At 38.5% G+C, this 371-nt stretch carries 1 pseudogene; it reads left to right on the top strand.

Annotated features, from left to right (window positions below):
- Positions 1-193, top strand: a pseudogene (locus tag H740_RS02905) (hypothetical protein); the annotation flags it as partial.
- Between the last annotated feature and the right edge of the window lie 178 nt (positions 194-371).

Genomic DNA, 371 nt, shown 5'->3' with positions numbered 1-371 from the left:
CGAGGCGGGTTTTGGTAAGGAAAATTTCGCCAGCATCGTTAGCTTTCCGCTTGGAGCTATCGTGCAAATTTTAGTAGAAAACAGCCCGATTTTGGTAAATTTTTCCATTTACAAATCTCAAAAAAATCAGCTTGAAAAGTCGATGTCGGCGCTAATGTCAAACCCAAACAATAAAGATCTATTTAAAAAGTGAGCAAATTTTTCCCCGCCGTTTTGCTCACGCTGTTTTTATAGATTTATTTTATGCGCATTTCCTTGATTCGAGCCGTGCGATATTAGTTTTGCAGGAGCAGACGGCTTTATAGCGCTTACTGCGCTTTGCGTTTGATTTTTGTCAGATACAGGCTTTATCTTAAATTTACTAAATTTGC

It is taken from the genome of Campylobacter showae CC57C, assembly GCF_000344295.2.
In the GTDB taxonomy this organism is placed as follows: domain Bacteria; phylum Campylobacterota; class Campylobacteria; order Campylobacterales; family Campylobacteraceae; genus Campylobacter_A; species Campylobacter_A showae_B.
This window is presented reverse-complemented; position numbering and strand designations above follow the sequence as displayed.